General features: G+C 44.7%; 13 protein-coding genes. 7 read left to right on the top strand and 6 right to left on the bottom strand.

All coding sequences use genetic code 11. The features are described 5' to 3' along the window. Positions 1-287 precede the first annotated feature (287 nt). The 7 genes from AND4_RS04945 to fabV all read left to right on the top strand — a co-directional run bounded on the left by AND4_RS04945 (position 288) and on the right by fabV (position 10,839). Entirely contained in the window at positions 288-959 is a 672-nt protein-coding gene (locus AND4_RS04945) for an ABC transporter ATP-binding protein (RefSeq protein ID WP_009841811.1), read from the top strand. Beyond that, the gene (locus AND4_RS04940) at positions 940-3,393 is read left to right on the top strand and encodes an ABC transporter permease (protein ID WP_009841810.1); all 2,454 of its coding nucleotides are present in this window, start codon (positions 940-942) and stop codon (positions 3,391-3,393) included. The genes AND4_RS04945 and AND4_RS04940 overlap by 20 nt, the downstream gene beginning before the upstream one ends. After that, entirely contained in the window at positions 3,393-4,514 is a 1,122-nt protein-coding gene (locus tag AND4_RS04935; RefSeq protein ID WP_009841809.1) for a lipocalin-like domain-containing protein, read from the top strand. Before AND4_RS04940 ends, AND4_RS04935 begins: the two co-directional genes overlap by 1 nt. Positions 4,515-4,850: 336 nt before the next feature. Further along, positions 4,851-6,026: a Na+/H+ antiporter NhaA gene (gene nhaA / locus AND4_RS04930; RefSeq protein WP_009841808.1), complete on the top strand. Its 1,176-nt coding sequence runs from the start codon at positions 4,851-4,853 to the stop codon at positions 6,024-6,026. A 449-nt stretch (positions 6,027-6,475) separates the two neighbouring features. Beyond that, on the top strand, positions 6,476-7,102 hold the full coding sequence (locus tag AND4_RS04925; protein WP_009841807.1) for a TetR/AcrR family transcriptional regulator: 627 nt from the start codon (positions 6,476-6,478) through the stop codon (positions 7,100-7,102). 70 nt (positions 7,103-7,172) lie between these two features. After that, a complete protein-coding gene (locus AND4_RS04920; protein WP_009841806.1) occupies positions 7,173-9,458 on the top strand; it encodes an acyl-CoA dehydrogenase in 2,286 nt (761 codons plus the stop codon). Positions 9,459-9,636: 178 nt separating this feature from the next. After that, the gene (fabV, locus tag AND4_RS04915; RefSeq protein ID WP_009841805.1) at positions 9,637-10,839 is read left to right on the top strand and encodes an enoyl-ACP reductase FabV; all 1,203 of its coding nucleotides are present in this window, start codon (positions 9,637-9,639) and stop codon (positions 10,837-10,839) included. A gap of 103 nt (positions 10,840-10,942) precedes the next feature. Here the strand turns inward: fabV and AND4_RS04910 are convergent, their stop codons facing one another. The 6 genes from AND4_RS04910 to AND4_RS04885 all read right to left on the bottom strand — a co-directional run bounded on the left by AND4_RS04910 (position 10,943) and on the right by AND4_RS04885 (position 17,827). Then, positions 10,943-12,625: an aspartate:alanine antiporter gene (locus AND4_RS04910; protein ID WP_009841804.1), complete on the bottom strand. Its 1,683-nt coding sequence runs from the start codon at positions 12,623-12,625 to the stop codon at positions 10,943-10,945. A 185-nt stretch (positions 12,626-12,810) separates the two neighbouring features. Then, positions 12,811-13,077, bottom strand: coding sequence for a GrxA family glutaredoxin (locus AND4_RS04905; protein ID WP_009841803.1), 267 nt, complete (start codon positions 13,075-13,077; stop codon positions 12,811-12,813). A 207-nt stretch (positions 13,078-13,284) separates the two neighbouring features. Continuing rightward, positions 13,285-14,139, bottom strand: a complete 855-nt coding sequence (locus tag AND4_RS04900; RefSeq protein WP_009841802.1) for a MurR/RpiR family transcriptional regulator — start codon at positions 14,137-14,139, stop codon at positions 13,285-13,287. A 311-nt stretch (positions 14,140-14,450) separates the two neighbouring features. Continuing rightward, complete coding sequence (gene panP, locus AND4_RS04895) at positions 14,451-16,097, bottom strand: pyridoxal-dependent aspartate 1-decarboxylase PanP (RefSeq protein WP_009841801.1); 1,647 nt, start codon at positions 16,095-16,097, stop codon at positions 14,451-14,453. A 120-nt stretch (positions 16,098-16,217) separates the two neighbouring features. Then, entirely contained in the window at positions 16,218-16,730 is a 513-nt protein-coding gene (locus AND4_RS04890; protein WP_009841800.1) for a hypothetical protein, read from the bottom strand. Positions 16,731-16,921: 191 nt separating this feature from the next. Then, the gene (locus AND4_RS04885; protein WP_009841799.1) at positions 16,922-17,827 is read right to left on the bottom strand and encodes a lysine exporter LysO family protein; all 906 of its coding nucleotides are present in this window, start codon (positions 17,825-17,827) and stop codon (positions 16,922-16,924) included.

Below are 17,827 nucleotides of genomic sequence, written 5' to 3'. Positions count from 1 at the left end.
ATTGATTATTTTTGCTGAAGATCTTTTCGGCAAGAGGATATTGTTGTGAACGGCTATGGGTAAAATGACACGTCTCTCAAAGCAGTGCGTTCTACGTAAGTGAGAGGAATGCTTTCAATGCATGGAGATAATTTGGATAAAAATTGATTAAATGTTGAAGCATGTCACGAGACAGGTCGCACCTGCACCCTTATAGTGTGATCAACCATTCAAAATACTTCCTACCAACAGTATTTTAGTGTAGATTCTGATTCCAATTTCTAGATACTATTTAAGCGGCAAAATCAATGTTAAAACTGTCAAACCTATGCAAAGGCTATGTAGACGGGGGTGAATTTTATCCTGTACTGCAAGGGGCAGAATTAACATTACAACAAGGTGAACAAATAGCACTGATGGGAGAGAGTGGATCGGGAAAAAGCAGTTTGCTTAACTTGATCGCAGGTCTTGATACCGCTGATTCTGGTGAGATTCAATACCCAAATTTCTCTATGCATAGTGCATCAGATCATCTAAGAACTCTGTATCGTCGCAATAATATTGGTAATATCTTCCAGCAATTCAACCTACTGCCGACCTTGAATATTGCAGATAACATCCGTTTCTGCCGCCAATTAAAAGGGTTGCCAGATGACAAAGAGCAATGGCGTCAAATTCTATCGGCTCTTGATCTTATGCCACTTCTAGGCCGTTACCCTGAGGAAGTGTCTGGTGGCCAGCAGCAACGTGCTGCGATTGCTCGAGCTTTGTATATGGAACCGAAAATCCTGTTAGCTGACGAGCCGACGGGCAGCTTGGATGAACGTAACGCTGAAGCTGTAATGCGCTTACTTACAAGTTTGTCTCGCCAGTTAGAATGCACTTTGCTGGTAGTGACGCACAGTGAGAAAGTAGCAGAGCATATGGATGGTAAAATTCGTCTACAAGGAGGGCAGCTGCATGTTATGGCCCGTAGTTAAGGCACTACTCGGTCACTACCGTCGCTACCCACTTCAAATTATTCTTGTTTGGCTTGGTTTAACTCTGGGGGTATCACTCCTAGTTGGCGTTACTTCCATTAATCAACACGCGAAACAGAGCTACGAAACTGGTGAGAAACTTTTTTCTAATCCTCTACCTTACCGTATCCGAACCAAGCATTCTGCTAATAAAATCCCTCAAGGTTTTTACATCCAGTTACGTCGTGCTGGTTTCAATCAATGTGCCCCGTTTGACATTCTCCACCTCGATACGAAAACCGATTTAAGGTTGATGCTGGTTGGCGTAGATCCCGTTGCCTTACTGCCTTTAAACCAAGGTAAGTCGCTTGAAGATTTAACGATGTTGTCTTTGATGAGGCCACCTTATCCTATTCTCGCTAGCCAAGATTTGGCCGCGTACATGCAGTGGAGTGATGGTGACGTTATCGAACTTAACGATGGCGTTAAACTTGGTCCACTAAAAATCGACTCAGATAACTTGATCTCTGGTACTCGCTTGGTTGCCGATATTTCTCTTATTCGCACGCTCAAGCGCAGTTCTGGTTTATCAGCAATTGCTTGTGGCGAAATGTCAGAAGAGAAAATACTGGCTCTCAAGAATACGTTACCAAATGGTATGACCCTAGTACGCAATAGCCGTACTGAATTAGAGTCGCTAACAAACGCATTTCACATAAACTTAACGGCGATGGGCATGCTGTCTTTCTTGGTGGGCTTGTTTATCTTTTATCAAGCAATGTCATTGTCGTTTATTCAGCGTCAGCGTTTGGTCGGCATATTACGCCAAACTGGTGTGAGCGCTGCACAGTTGGTGCAAGCTTTGTTGTTTGAGCTTACCATTCTTGTGTTGATAGCGTGGGCTTGTGGCAATTTCTTTGGTCTTATTTTAGCAAACGAGCTTATCCCCTCGGTTTCCTCAAGCTTAAGTGATCTCTACGATGCGAACGTTGGCCTCACGATTGGTTGGTCGTGGGAATCGAGCATGTACAGCCTAGTGATGTCAGCGATGGGAGCCCTTATCTCGTGTTTGTGGCCGTTAGTTCGTCTGTTGAATTCGCAGCCGATCCGTCTCTCTTCTCGCTTATCTCTAATGCGTTTTGCTGGACGTGAGTTTTCTTGGCAAGCTCTTGTAGCTTGTGCATTCTGTGTGGCTGCCATCGCGGTTTATCAAGTGCCAAAAACACAAGAGACTGGGTTTGCGATTATTGCCTTGATGCTCGTCAGCGTCGCTTTGTTTATGCCGTTTTTGATGTGGCATATGTTCCAAATCTTATCCTACACAATGCGTTGGGTGCGTGTACGCTGGTTCTTCGCTGATGCGGCAGCGAGCATGAGTTACCGTGGTGTAGCGACGATGGCATTTATGTTAGCACTTGCAGCAAACATCGGTGTAGAGACCATGGTTGGCAGTTTTCGAGATACAACGGACAAGTGGTTAAGCCAACGTCTAGCTGCCGACCTTTATATCTACCCAACGAACAACTCATCAGCGCGAATGAGTACTTGGTTAAAAGAGCAACCTGAAGTTGATGCTGTTTGGTGGCGATGGGAGAAAGACGTTCCAACAGAACGTGGTGCGCTGCAAGTCGTGAGCACGGGAACTTCACAAGGAGAACGAGATTCCCTTACAGTGAAGCTTGGTGTCCCTGACTATTGGTACCATTTACATCACTCAAAGAGCTTGATGATCAGTGAATCAATGGCCTTGAAGCTCGATATTCGACCGGGCGACAATATTGACCTCGAGCCCCCATTAGACGGTGGGTGGCAAGTAGTCGGTGTCTATTATGATTATGGCAATCCGTATAACCAAATTATGATGTCGCACCGTAATTGGCTGAACGCGTTTGCAGGATCAGGCAATGTTGGTCTCGGCGTTTTAGTCAAGGATAAAATTGACGACGAGGGGTTGAAGCGTCGCCTAGAGAATGTGTTCCGTTTGCCTCAGGAAAGAATCTTCGACAGCAATAATATCTATGATCAAGCCATGCGTGTATTTGACCGTACTTTTGCTATTGCAGGGAGGTTAGGCAACATCACTTTGATTATCGCTGTTTTTGGACTGTTCTTCGCAACGTTAGCGGGTGAGTTTTCTCGTCAACGACACTTTTCGTTACTGAGGTGTATGGGAGTTTCGGGTAAAGAACTGGTGATGCTAGGAGGCCTACAGCTTTTCGCCTTTGGTATGATATCCGCTATTATTGCAGTACCGCTAGGCTTAGCGTTGGCAAATCTTATTGTTGATGTCGTAATTAAGCAGTCATTTGGTTGGTCGTTGGAACTGCAAGTCATCCCTTGGGAATACACGAAAACGATCGCGTGGGCAATGTTGGCGATTATGATTGCCGGGGCATTACCAGTGTTTAGGATGATTAAAAGCACGCCAATAAAGTCATTAAGGGATGCGCTCTAGTGAAAGACATGAACCTTAAAAAACGATCATTTCTCTCTGTATTGGTGTGTATTTTTGTTGTGGCTTTTACAGGGTTATCCTTGTATTGGATGCAACGGGCTGAAGCAACAGCGAAAGAGCAAAATGAAACCCACGCGATGATGCGAGAAAGTAAGACAGTTCTCGAAAAGGTCTCGCCTAGCGTGCAGGTATCACTGCCTGATGATCTTCGTTTTCACCCAGACGACCAGCATGAGTGGTGGCATTACTTTGCCAAGGTTCAGGATCAACGCGGGAAAGTGTACAACGTCCAGTGGAGTTATTTTCGTGTAGCAACGGACAAGCGCGAATCTCGAGGCTGGCAAAACCCGTACCTGTTCATCTCTCATATCGTGATCAGTGATGGCTCTTACGTATGGAAAGAGCAGCGTGTTGCACGAGGTGGCATTGGCCAAGCGGGGATGACCGATCGTCCGTTCCGTTTGTGGATTGACAACTGGAAATGGCGCGCACTTGGCTCAACACCATTTCCGGGCAATTTGGATGTCACGACTGACGATTTTTCTCTTAATTTGAATACGACAACTCATGGTCCATTTGTGGTGAACGGTGATGCAAGGGTTCAGTTTAAGCATGCACTCCAGTCCATCACCTCCCGCAGCTTCAGTGCGCCTTTTCTGAAAGTGGAAGGAACATTGACGCTCAATAATCGCAAGATCCCTGTTTCTGGCTCAGGATGGACGCAGAAGGAGTGGGGAAGTGGTTTGATTGGTGAAGGTCGTCAAGGTTGGGACCGTTTTGTATTTAGACTTGATGATGGGCGAGCACTTACAGTAAGTCGTTACCGTAATCACGGTCAGGCTCCGCGTCTGTTTGGTACGTTATCTGCGCGTTCGGGAAAAGTGATAACGTTAACCGATAAGGACATTCAGATGACGCCTTTGCACGTTACTCACCTCTCTAACGGAAAAAGAGTCCCCCTCCAATGGAATATTATGATCCCTGGACAGGACATAAATTTGATGTCAAAGATCATAAAGTCGGACATGTGGTTACCGTTCGTGGTTCCTTATTGGGAGGGGCCGATACTTGCGTCCGGTTCCAATGATGCTTGGGGGTTTATGCAGCTCACTGGCTATTAAACAAAGCGAAAAAGACAACTAGCTTGGCGAGGTCAGTAAGAGTTAAATATGCAATTTTCATGTTAAAACAGCACGTTAATCACGAAAATTCATCGGATATTACACTAATTTAATAGTAATCTATGTAACTAGATTGAGCTTGTAAGGAGATAGGCAGGTCTATTAAAAAACATGTTCTTGTTGAAAAATACGATGTTTCGTTAATGAAGCATCGGAAAAATCGAAGTTTAAACTCTAAACAAGCGATTATTCTTATATTTTCTTCAGCTTTAAACTCTCATCATTCTTTGCTACTCGTTTATTAACATAATAAATATAAAATATAAGGGCGAAATCATGAACGATGTCATTCGTGACTTTTTTAAAATGGAATCCGCAGGCGGTATTCTGCTTGTAATTGCAGCCGCAATTGCTATGACCATTGCAAACTCACCACTTGGAGAAAGTTATCAAGCGATTCTCCACTCTTACATATTTGGTATGTCAGTGTCCCACTGGATCAACGATGGTTTGATGGCCGTGTTCTTTCTATTAATCGGTCTAGAAGTAAAGCGTGAGCTACTTGAAGGTGCTTTGAAATCGAAAGAAACGGCAATCTTTCCTGCCATCGCAGCTGTAGGTGGTATGTTGGCGCCTGCACTTATCTACGTTGCTTTCAACGCAAGTGATGCTGAGGCTATCTCTGGTTGGGCAATTCCTGCAGCGACTGACATTGCATTTGCTCTGGGCATCATGGCTCTGCTTGGCAAGCGTGTACCAATTAGCTTGAAGGTATTCCTGTTAGCATTGGCCATTATTGATGACCTTGGTGTCGTTGTGATCATCGCGTTGTTTTACACAGGTGATTTATCTACGATGGCATTGCTTGTTGGCTTTGTTATGACAGGTGTGTTGTTCATGCTCAATGCCAAAGAGGTCACTAAGCTGACGCCCTATCTGATTGTCGGCGCGATCCTTTGGTTCGCTGTTCTGCAGTCAGGTGTTCACGCAACACTTGCAGGTGTAGTGATAGGCTTTGCTATTCCATTAAAAGGCAAAAAAGGCGAACACTCTCCACTGAAACACATGGAACACGCTCTGCATCCTTACGTAGCGTTCGGTATTCTCCCTCTGTTTGCGTTTGCAAACGCAGGCATCTCACTAGAAGGTGTATCCATGTCGGGTCTGACTTCTATGCTACCGTTGGGTATCGCGTTTGGGTTATTGGTGGGTAAGCCACTGGGTATTTTCTCATTTAGTTGGGTGGCGGTGAAATTAGGTATCGCAAAACTGCCGCAGGGGATTAACTTTGTTCATATCTTCGCAGTATCAGTTCTGTGTGGTATCGGTTTTACAATGTCGATTTTCATTTCATCGTTAGCGTTTGCGAACGTAAGTCCAGAGTTTGATACCTATGCTCGCTTGGGAATCCTAATGGGATCAACAACGGCGGCGATCATTGGTTACGCACTACTGCACTTCTCTTTACCGAAGAAAGCGGCAACAGAAGTTGCCAGTGAGAAAAAAGCGTAACCTCATCAAGAATTATTGAACTTAGGCCTCCCGACTTGGGGGGCCTTTTTGTATCTTTCGGTTGCCTAAGTGAATTCAATACTTTTCATATAGAGAAGAGGGATAAACGCAAATGATAGGGGAAAAAAAGCCCAGACAAAAAATGTCTGGGCGGATACAAACATAGGAGTTAATAAGAAAAAGCAGCAGTGTGGCAACGAGATATGAACAAACAGTGGTTAAACTCTAAATACTCAAGTTGCTACAGTTATTCAGACCGGGCCAATTCTAAACAGTTCCATTTTTTATTCGTCTTTTTTTCGTAAAAAATATCCACAATAAATTCATCCTCTTAGGGTAAAGCTTTTTCATCTGGTCGGACCAATGCTTTAAAGTGTGATGTTAATCATTTGTTAGCAGCAGGTTTCAGGAGTATATTTTCAAACAGATGTTTAATACGAGTGATTGAAATGGCCCCGAGAATTACAACAAAAGAAAAAATACTCGATGTAGCAGAAGGACTGTTTGCAGAATACGGCTTCAACGACACATCACTACGTACCATTACTGGTAAGGCAAACGTCAACCTAGCTTCGGTTAACTATCATTTTGGTGACAAGAAAACCTTGGTACGAGCCGTTCTGGATAGGTACTTAGAAGCGCTCATGCCAAGCATTAACAGATCCTTAATTGAGTTAAACGCGCGTGAAAACTACAACATGGATGAAGTGTTCGAATCGTTGCGTCTACCTCTTCGAGCGCTGAATGATGTTAGACCAAATGGCACTGCCTTGTTTATGTTACTGATTGGTCGAGGTTACACCGACGTACAAGGTCATTTACGTGGGTTTATCAGTACAAGGTACAAAGAAGTGATGAACTTATTCATGTTCTCTATCATGAAGGCGAACCCTGAACTAACAGCCGAACAACTGTTCTGGCGACTGCACTTCACATTAGGCACTTGTGTTTTCACTATGGCTTCAAGCCAAGCGTTAACAGAAATTGCAGAAAGTAAGTTTGAAAAAGAGGTGGATGTTAAGTCTGTCGTCGACCTACTGATTCCCTACTTGTCGGCTGGCATGTCGGTCAAGTAAAGCACAGTAAAGTAATAATAAAAGATAAGTGAAAGCCGTTATCGGTGACGTGAACGAAAGGATATGAACTATGAGCTCTCTACGAAGAAAATGGATTAGTGACCCAGCATTTAATATGTTTAAGAAAGTACTGCCTCCATTGTCGAGTACTGAAAAGGAAGCAATGGAAGCGGGGAGCGTTTGGTGGGATGCTGAGTTGTTCTCGGGCAAGCCAAACTTTACCACTCTGCATCATTATCCTAAACCAGTGCTAACGTCTGAAGAGCAATCTTTCATGGATAATGAGCTAGAGTCCTTACTAGAAATACTTGATGACCAAAAGATCGTGAAAGACGATCGCGACCTTCCACCAGAAGTATGGGAGTTCCTACGCAAGAAGCGCTTCTTCTCACTGATCATTTCAAAAGAATACGGCGGTCTTGAGTTCTCTGCTCTGGCTAACTCAACCATCGTATCTCGAATTGCAACACGAAGTATCAGTGCAGCAGTGTCTGTTATGGTGCCAAACTCTCTCGGCCCAGGTGAGCTGCTTTCACACTACGGCACACAAGAACAAAAAGATTATTGGCTACCGCGCCTTGCCGATGGTACCGACATCCCTTGTTTCGCCCTAACTGGACCAGAAGCGGGTTCCGATGCCGGGGGCATTCCTGATCAAGGTGAGGTGTGTTATGGCACCCACGAAGGGGAAGAGGTGCTTGGTATCCGTGTCAGCTGGAATAAGCGCTATATTACTCTAGCACCAGTAGCAACCGTACTTGGTCTGGCGTTCAAACTTAAAGATCCTAATGGGTTACTTGGTGATGAGAAAGATCTGGGTATCACTTGTGCGCTGATCCCAGCCGACCATGCAGGCGTTGAGATTGGTGAGCGCCACGACCCATTGGGTTCTGCTTTTATGAATGGTCCTACACGTGGTAACCAGGTGTTTATTCCGATGGATTGGCTGATTGGTGGCTCTGAATATGCTGGCAAAGGCTGGCGTATGTTGGTGGAGTGCTTATCTGCGGGTCGAGGTATTTCTCTTCCAGCATTAGGTACAGCGATTGGTCACCTGACTACTCGCACAACTGGCGCTTATGCGTACGTTCGTAAGCAGTTTGGTATGTCGATTGGTAAATTTGAAGGTGTGGCAGAGGCAATGGGGCGCATCGGCGGTTTAACTTACCTGCTAGAAGCGACGCGCACGCTAACGACGACGTCTCTGGATATGAAGGAGAAGCCAGGCATTGTGACTGCGATTGCGAAATACCACATGACCGAAATCGCTCGTACTATCCTCAATGATTCCTTCGATATTCATGCAGGGCGTGCGATTCAAGATGGTCCGATGAACTACCTAGCGAAACATTATCTCGGTGTTCCAGTCGCGATTACAGTCGAGGGAGCCAATATTCTGACTCGTAACTTGATGATCTTTGGTCAAGGCGCGACGCGTTGCCATCCTTACGTATTGAAAGAGATGGAAGCGGCGGCAAACCCTGATTCGAAAGAGGGGGCGAAACAGTTCGATGATCTGCTATTCAAACATATCAAACACGCAATGGGTAACACCTTTGGTGCGTTGGGTGCGGCACTGACAGGTTCTCGATTTGTGAAAGCGCATATGAGTGGTCCGACGCAGCAGCACTACAAAGACATCACACGCCTAAGTCGAGCTTTGGCAGTAAGTGCAGACTTCGCCATGCTGACGCTAGGTGGGGATTTGAAGCGTAAAGAGATGATTTCTGCCCGCCTTGGTGATGGCTTAAGTTATTTGTACATGGCGTCTGCAGCACTGAAGAAGTATGAAGATGAAGGCCGTCAACAAGGAGATTTGAACTTTGTTCATTATGCCGTACAGCACTGTTTATACAATGCTTCCAAGTCGCTCAATGAGGCTTATGCAAACTTCCCAGTGAAATACGTAGGTGGCGTTCTAAAAGGCTTATTGTTCCCGTTGGGGAATCACTTTAACGCACCGAGTGACGAGCTATGTGTGAGCCTAGCAGAGGCGATGATGACGCCAGGAGCTCAACGTGACCGACTGACTCATCTATGTTATATCGGGCAGAAAGAAGATGACAGTGTAGGCTTAATGGAACGTGCGTTCTTAGCGATGTACAATGTGAAGCCTTTAGAGCGTAAGCTTATGAAAGCGGCTAAAGATGGTAAAGTCGCGCGAAAAGGCCTATTACATGATCGCCTGAATCAAGCACTTGAAGCCAAGGTACTGACAGAGCAAGAAGTTGGACAAATTATCGCGGCGGATAAACTGCGTTACAAAGCCATTCAAGTTGACCACTTTAGCCACGATTTTTCAGAAGTTCGTACCAACGCGACAACGAAAAAATCGCACCTGAATTCAGCAGCATAAAGCATTTGAGTATAAACTGATAAAAGCACCTCAATCGAGGTGCTTTTTTGTGTTCAAGGCAGTCTCTCTTATGTCGAGTGATCCAACCACTTGCATTTTCTCTGAATTTTGACAGAAATTAGGTGCGAAGCAGGGCTGAACCTTTTATCCTAGCAACGTTTTTTAAAGGAAGTTGAATATGATCATCAAACCTAGAATTCGTGGATTTATCTGTACTACTACGCACCCAGTGGGTTGTGAAGCTAACGTAAAAGAACAAATTGCTTACACCAAAGCACAAGGCCCAATTAAGAACGCACCGAAACGCGTTCTTGTTGTAGGTGCATCCAGTGGCTATGGCCTATCTTCTCGTATCGCTGCGGCATTTGGTGGCGGTGCTTCAACTATCGGTGTTTTCTTTGAAAAAGAAGGCACAGAGAAGAAGCCTGGTACAGCAGGTTTTTACAACTCAGCCGCTTTCGAAAAGTTGGCGCGTGAAGAAGGTCTTTACGCAAAAAGCTTAAACGGCGATGCTTTCTCAAACGAAGCAAAACAGAAAACAATCGATTTGATCAAAGAAGACCTTGGTCAGGTGGATATGGTGGTTTACTCACTGGCGTCTCCTGTGCGTAAAATGCCAGAAACGGGTGAAACGATCCGCTCAGCACTTAAGCCTATCGGTGAGACTTATACGGCGACGGCTGTTGATACCAACAAAGACTTAATTATCGAAGCAAGCGTAGAGCCTGCCACAGAGCAAGAAATCCAAGATACAGTAACCGTTATGGGCGGTGAAGACTGGGAGCTGTGGATTAACGCACTATCAGACGCTGGCGTTTTAGCTGACGGCTGTAAAACAGTTGCTTACAGCTATATCGGTACTGAGCTAACTTGGCCGATATACTGGGAGGGAGCACTGGGTAAAGCGAAAATGGACTTAGACCGTGCATCAGCAGCGCTTAATGAAAAACTATCTGCCAACGGTGGTAGCGCTAACGTAGCGGTACTTAAGTCGGTTGTGACGCAAGCTAGCTCAGCCATTCCTGTCATGCCGCTATATATCGCAATGGTATTCAAAAAAATGCGTGCTGAAGGCGTACACGAAGGCTGTATGGAGCAGATCTTCCGCATGTTTAGCCAACGTCTGTACAAGGAAGACGGCAGCGCTGCAGAAGTCGATGAAGTGAATCGTCTGCGTCTGGATGACTGGGAACTCCGTGAAGATATCCAGCAGCACTGTCGCGATCTATGGCCACAAATCACATCTGAAAACCTAAAAGAGCTCACTGACTACGTTGAGTATAAAGAAGAGTTCTTGAAGCTATTTGGCTTCGGTATTGATGGTGTTGACTATGAAGCAGATGTTAACCCTGAAGTAGAGACAGATTTTACTCAAATTTAATCGTTTCTTACGGAATGACAAAAGGCGCTCATTGAGCGCCTTTTTTGTATCTTCAAGTTAAGTGGTAATCAACACTAGAACCAACAATGCCGATTGAAGGGTATCAACTTAGAATGATCAAGATAGTACCAGCCAGTGTCATCAAGATATTGGCAATTGCGTATGTACCAGCATAACCCAATGCAGGGATCGTTGATTTGGCGTATTCGTTCACTATGTCCATTGCTGGCGCGCATGTGCGAGCACCAATGATGGCACCAAAGAGCAGGGCACGGTTCATCTTAAGCACGTAGGCACCAACTAGGTATGCGAGTACGACAGGTAATACACTGACGATAAATGCCAAACCAATGATCTGTGGCCCAACTTGTGAAAGGTGTTCAAAAATCTTACCACCAGCACTTAAGCCGATGCCAACCATAAAGAACATCAAACCTAAGTCTTTGACCATGTTTAATGCACCCTGTGGTACATATCCAAAAGTAGGGTGGTTTGCTCGAAGGAAGCCCAAAGTTATACCAGAGAGCAATAGACCGACTGCGTTGCCTAGGCTGAATGATACTTGACCAAACGACATGGTCACCAAGCCGAACATAATGCCCAGAATAAAGAAACTACAGAACGCCAGTAAATCTGCCATTTGGCTGTGGATCGAGATGAAACCGATTTTCTCTGCAAGACCATGAACACGGCTTTTTTCACCGCTCACCTGAAGCACATCACCTTTAGCAAGGACAATATCCAAGTCCATTGGCATTTCAATTTGAGCACGCACAACGCGGTTTAAGAAGCAGCCGAACTCAGATAAGTTCAGATCGGACAGGCGCTTACCAGCAATCGCATCGCTCTTTACCACGATCTCTTCTTCAACGATTCGCAGGTCAAGTAGGTTACGATCGAATACTTCTTTACCGTTACGAAAGCTTGGGTCAAGACGCGCGTGGCTATCTGGGAAACCTACCAAAGCGATTTCATCACCTTCTTGCAGGATTGCATCGCCATCTGGATGGGCCAGAATGCCGTTACGACGAATACGTTCTATGTAACAACCAGTTTGGCGGTAAATGCCCAACTCACGAAGGTTCTTTCCATCGGTCCAATCAATCAGCTCAGGGCCAACGCGGTATGCACGGATGATTGGCAAATAAACCTTACGTTGACTAGAGTTACCTAACCCACGCTCTTGTGCGATTTGCTGAGCAGAATCGGAGAGGTTTTGCTTTTGCAGCTTGGGTAGTAGCTTGGCAAACATGATCATGCTGATCAGGCCCACCAAATAAGCCATCGCATAGCCGACCGATAGATTTTCTAATACCAGCGAAAAATCCATATTACGTGGGATAGTCGCAAGGCCGGAGTTTAATGCATCTTGCGCACCCACCAGAACAGGTGTTGCCGTCAGGGCACCTGCCATCATGCCGGCAGATAAACCAAAATCAAGGCCCATATAGTGGCTACAAAAATAGGTGAGGGCAACTGCGGAAACCAAAACAGTCATACTCAAAATAAAGTAGTGCTTGCCGTCTCGGAAAAAGATACCGAAAAAGTTGGGGCCTGCTTCAATACCGACACAGTAAATAAACAGCATAAAGCCGATAGTTAGCGCTTCTGCATTGAAAGAAAAGCCAAGGTGACCCATAACAAGAGAAGTGATGAGAACGCCAATAGAGTTACCTAGTTGTAGGCTTCCAAAGCGAATCTTACCAATCGCAAGGCCAATCGCTAATACAACGAAAATTAGAAGAATAGGGTTTTGTTCGAGAAGGTGTACGACGTCTATATTCACTGGGTGGCTCGATAAGGTGTGTGCCAAATAAAATTTATAAGAGCCTTGAATTGTAACTAAATATAAAAAAAAGATAAGTGAATTTTTTTAAGTTTTACTATTACTTAACGTAGGGGTATTTTTATTTTGGTTAATAATAAAAAAGCCGCAAAAAATAGCGGCTTTTAAACAATAAATTATTTAGATTACTCGTCAAACAGACCTAGGTGCTCTTTCGCGTAAGCTTCAAATTCATCGCAACCGCCAATGTGGTCCTGATCGATAAAAATTTGAGGAACCGTTTCTACTGGCTTACCGACGGTTTTCTCAAGGTCAGCTTTAGAAATGCCTTCAGCGTGGATGTCAACGTAACGGTAGTTGAAGTCATCACGTTTTGCTTTTAGCGTTTCTGCGTGTTCTTTTGCACGAACACAGAAAGGACAAGCTGGACGACCAAAGATAACTACGAACATAATCTGATTTCTCCTAAAATCTCTTCTTGTAAAAAGCATACACAGAGACGCTGTCGGTGCATGCTTTCATCTTTTGCGGTAACTATGCCCGATCCAGTTACGGAAATAAAGTAGCAATTAACTCTTGGCTTGATAGGTGAAAGCTATCGTGTAAATACTAATCGGGTACTAGGCTTACGTCCTTATGAACCCACCTTTATTTATGCTTTAGTACTGATTAAGCTTGTCGTATCGGCTATCTTTTAGTGCGTCTTTCACTCTTTTCAGGTTTTCACGAAAACCAGTGCCTCGGCGCAGCGTAAAGCCAGTTGCCAGTACATCGATGACCGTCATTTGTACCACACGACTTGCCATAGGCATGTATACGTCAGTATCTTCTGGTACATCTAACGTGATGGCGAGAGAACTTGCTTTTTCCAGCGGTGAATCTTTTGCTGTAATGGCGATAACCGTTGCACCATTTTCACGTGCAAGGTTCGCAATCTCAACTTGGCTCTTAGTACGACCGGTATGAGAAATGAGTACCACAACGTCGTTATCACTGCAGTTAATGCAGCTCATACGTTGCATTACTATGTCTTCAAAACAGGTAATCGGAATGTTAAAACGGATAAACTTGTTTTGAGCATCACGGGCTACTGAAGATGAAGCGCCTAAACCGAAGAATGAGATACGCTTTGCTTGAGTCAGAAGATCAACCGCGCGGTTGACTTGCATTGCATCAAGGCTGTTTTTTGCGACATCTAAACACGCCATTGTCGATTCAAAAATTTTGTGGGTGTAGGCATCAGGACCGTCGTCTTCTTCCACGTTGCGGTTAACATATGGTGTGCCATTGGCAAGGCTTTGTGCAAGATGAAGTTTAAAGTCTGGGAAACCTTTGGTATCCAGACGACGACAGAATCGGTTTACCGTCGGTTCGCTCACGTCTGCCATCTTAGCTAACGTCGCAATGCTTGAATGAATTGCAGTCTGTGGGGACGCCATAATTACTTCTGCAACTTTGCGTTCTGACTTACTAAAATTTTCAAGATTTTTTTGAATTTTTTCTAATGTATTCATAGTGTTCACAAGGGTATAGAGAACAACTCGCTGGCTCTGTTAACGAGCAGAAACCTCAGGGTTTCACTGTATAGATCAACGTTAACGAAAGCTACCAGCGCCATAAAATCAGTATAAACCCGATCCTCAATCTGGCTAAACCAAATACAGTTACTATTTCGTGAGAATTTGACAAGCCTCAAACAAAATGTTGTAAAAACTACAGAATCGGATGTGGGTTCGTTATTTTATCGTTCTTGGGGCAGAATAATGACATGTGAATTACATCAAAACGAAAGAAATTTTCAATTAATTGTCACTCATATTGTCGATTATGAATTAAGAATGACATGGACCATTTCTTCAATTTTTGCCATTAAAATCGGTGCTTGCAGAGCGATTTCGCGCTGCTCTTCCAGAACAGCAGATAGGATATCCTTAGTAGTCAGAGGGTTGGCCAAAACAACTCGGAAAACGATGGTGTTCATACGTTGCCATTGGTCTGGATTCAGCCGAGTACGAGAGACGAATGATTTACCCGTTTCACGTTGGCGCTTCTGAATAAACTGAGTGAGTTGGTTTAACGACTCGTTCAATTTCTCTTTCTGAGTGCCTTGCGCTTTTTCTAGCGCTGCGCGTATGTGAGTGGGTAAATAACGGTAAGTCAGTAGACAAAGCTCAGGCTCAGAGACTAACTCGAAGTCATCCTGCTGGTTGATAAGGTCAGCGAAGTAACGGGCTTTGGCAATACTTTGATCGATAAGCAATTCATAGCCAGGGCGGCTGATGATATGCATTGCTGCGTAAACCAGCATCGCCATGCCTGAGCGCGAGCCTTCCAGTGTGTGGCTGCCCAAGTCTTTTGAGCCCTCACGCAGAATGTATTGTGCGTGATGCTCGACAGATTTCATCGCGTCTGGATCTCTGAAAAGAACCATGCCGGCGCCCATCGGGATGTAAAGTTGTTTGTGAGCATCAATGGTCACTGAATCGGCAAGCTCAATCCCGTCAAGCAGGTAACGATGATTATTCGACATCAGAGTAGCGCCGCCCCATGCTGCATCCACGTGAAAGTGGCAATGTCGTTCACTACATACTTCGGCGATTTGAGCAAGAGGATCAACACTACCGGTCTCGGTTGTGCCTGCAACACCAACGACAGCGATAGGTTTGATGTTTTGCGCTTCAAGCTCCGCGATTTTTACTTTGAGGTCGCTAACTATGATGCGGTTATTCGCATCTGTTTTTACAGCAACCAAACCTTCTTGACCAATGCCAAGTACATCGGCTGCTTTTTTTAGTGAGTAGTGACCGCGTTCTGACACCAAAATTGCAAGTCCTTCATAGCCGTAATGCTTCATGGCTTTGAATAGACCTTCTTTTTCTACGCCTTTGAATGGACCGTCTGCTCTCAGCGCTTTGTTACGCGCAACCCAAAGAGCAGTAATATTGGCAATTGTACCGCCAGAGCAGAACGCACCGAGAGAATGTTTCGCGCTATGCATCCACTCAGCGTAGTACTTGTCATCTTGTCCATAGATAAGGCGGTGCAACATTCCAAGAACTTGGCGCTCAAGTGGTGTAAATGCTTTTGAAGTTTCAATTTTTACCAAGTTTTGGTTCAAGGCAATCATGATCTTCGACAGTGGCATTAAGAAATACGGTAGTGCAGAAGTCATGTGCCCAATAAAGCTTGGTGCAGAGGTGTGAACTGAGTGGGAGACTAAGGTATCAAGAAGGTGTTCAGTGTGGTCTGACACGAACTCAGGTTGCTCAGGGATCTGAGCAGAAGAAAAATCTTTCTCTATCTCATGTAAAGGCTTTTCTTCTGCCACGATGTGCTCACGAAGAAATTGATTCAAGTTTCGGGAGAGGCTTTCGTCGATTTTTGTCAACGTCGAATCCGGACCTTCAGGAATCGTGAAGATCTTTAACAAGCTCTCGAGGCTAACGTCAGCGGTTTTTTGTTCCTTAACCATAGCAAAGAATCTTTGTAGTTATTTTGGTAATGCGAGCGGCACAATTTAAACCAAAACGGGAGCGATGTCCCGTTTTAATTATTGAAACCCATATTGTTAAAATGAAACTTTGGTCGGGATTTATCCACACTTCTGCTTCTCAACAACAGCAATTTGTTGGTTATACTTATTAAGTGCAGATTCGATCTGTTTTGGGTGACTTAGTAAGTCAGCAAATGCAGAGCGAAGGTCATAGTTTTTAGGGTGGTTTGCCGATTGACGGTCGCTAAACGTCTTTTTCGCCGCTTGACCCAGTTCATCACTGCGCTTAGCAAGTTGTTTCACATCTTGTTGCTCTAGTTGCAACCACGCTTCAACAGTTTGTTCAGTTGCTATACGGCTGGCATCATTCTTCAAGAAATAATGCACAGCTTCACGGTTGAGTTCGAAGTGGTGTTTGCGGCCTTCTAAGAACCACTGACCAACTTCTTTCAAATCAGGGTACTGGGTGACGGTAAGGTCAACAAGGTCCTGATACCATTGCAAAGAGGCATCGATATAACCGTCATATTTGTTTACAAGACATTCTTGATCGGCAGCAAGAGTGAGAGTCGAGCTTGTAGCAAGGAGTGCTGCGACGACAAAGCGTTTCATTGTTATTCCTTTTGTTTGTAACCTTAATGAGCATAGTGCCTTGCCCGTTACTGATTACCGAACCAAAGCACGAAAGGCCTCGGTAACCAAACGATAAACCAAAAATTACTTATAAATGGAGTACTTTAAGGTCACGTAGGTAATTGAAATTTTGTCATATTGTAATAGATGTTAAAGAAGATTCCTGAGATCTAGCTAGCAAGAGATACAAAGAAAAGCATCATTACAGGAACTAATAAGCTTAAAATAAAGCCGCTGACAATCGCAATTGGCACACATCGAATGCCGCCAGTGGTTTGAATCACTGGCAGGGTAAAATCCATTGCTGTTGCGCCCGAGTAGCCAATTGCTGTTGAAGGGTAATGACGTATCAACAAGGGAATCGCAACCAGTGCGACGAGCTCGCGCATTAATTCGATCAAAAAGGAGGCTCCGCCGAAGACTGGCCCGAATGTATCGCCCATCAAAATGCCTGCCAGAGAGTACCAGCCAAATCCCGATGACATCGCTAGGGCTTGATAGAGCGGTAAGTCAAGAATCAGACTGGCAACGACTCCACCAATCATGCACGTCACAATGACCACTGAAGCGATCATGATACCTTGCTTGTTTAAGAGGATTTGCCGAAGTGTCAAACCACTATTGCGCAATTGAATACCAATAAAAAACAGTAATAGAAACAGAATCCATTCGCTTGCAGTGTCTACCCAAGAAAGTCCAATAGGGATAACTAATCCCGCAATCAAGCCGCCTCCAACAATAAGCACCAGCTTAATCGACTCTAGTAGCATTGATGAGAGAGGGAGCCTTTTTTTGTCCTGGTCGGTCTGCATAGGCAGTAGTTTATCGATGAGTGGCAGTGCCACGAGATTGGCAGTGCTTAAACAAACAAAGAACGTGCCCGCGTAGAGAAGGATAGTTTGTAGATTATTGCCGAGGTTATCTAGTGCAGCCAAGCTTAAACCCATAAGGGAAAGGATGATGTAAATAAGGTATGAAGTCGACTTATTGATTTTCTCTAGCAGTAAAGTGTGAGAAACTGGAATTAAATAGCCTACCACCAATGGTGCGAAGATAAATAGCATGCCTGAAAGCAT

This window comes from Vibrio sp. AND4 (assembly GCF_000171815.1).
Taxonomy (GTDB): domain Bacteria; phylum Pseudomonadota; class Gammaproteobacteria; order Enterobacterales; family Vibrionaceae; genus Vibrio.
Note: the sequence above shows the minus strand (reverse complement) of the source record. Positions and strands in the feature narration are given on the sequence as shown.